Source organism: Psychrobacter sp. DAB_AL32B (assembly GCF_002224105.1).
In the GTDB taxonomy this organism is placed as follows: domain Bacteria; phylum Pseudomonadota; class Gammaproteobacteria; order Pseudomonadales; family Moraxellaceae; genus Psychrobacter.
In genome coordinates, this window is record NZ_NEXU01000154.1 from 1 (window position 1) to 453 (window position 453).

Genomic DNA, 453 nt, shown 5'->3' on the forward strand with positions numbered 1-453 from the left:
TGGCGGTTATATGCCTTTAATGGGTTGGTCTGTATATGATTGCGGCTATAGGCTGGAGCTTTGGCAACATTGCCTCAAAGCAAGTATCAACGCAATCTGCCTTAAAAGCTACGCAGGAAGAATCAAGTCTGTCTGTTGTCTTACCTACCACTCAGAAGAATAGGGCATCCGCGTTGTCTGCTCTATCTCTAGTAGTATGGGGTGGCCTGATCGCTTGTGTAATTTTGACTCTATCGTCTCTTATATTTGAGAGCGCTGCATGGCAGGTGGCGACGTTTACGCAAGCATCAATTAAGTCTTGGCTATCGCTTGGATTCATCGTGTACATCTCAACGCTGCTCGGCTTTGGACTTTGGGCACATCTGCTTAGTCAAAATACTGCTTCCAAGATTGTGCCATTTGCTCTATTAGTGCCGGTATTCGGGATGATAGCTTCAGTGCTGCTCTTAGGAG

At 46.4% G+C, this 453-nt stretch carries 1 protein-coding gene; it reads left to right on the top strand.

The genetic code is table 11. The features are described from left to right. Positions 1–173 precede the first annotated feature (173 nt). A partial coding sequence (locus CAN34_RS14585) for an EamA family transporter (RefSeq protein ID WP_254423204.1) occupies positions 174–453 on the top strand: 280 nt, incomplete at its 3' end.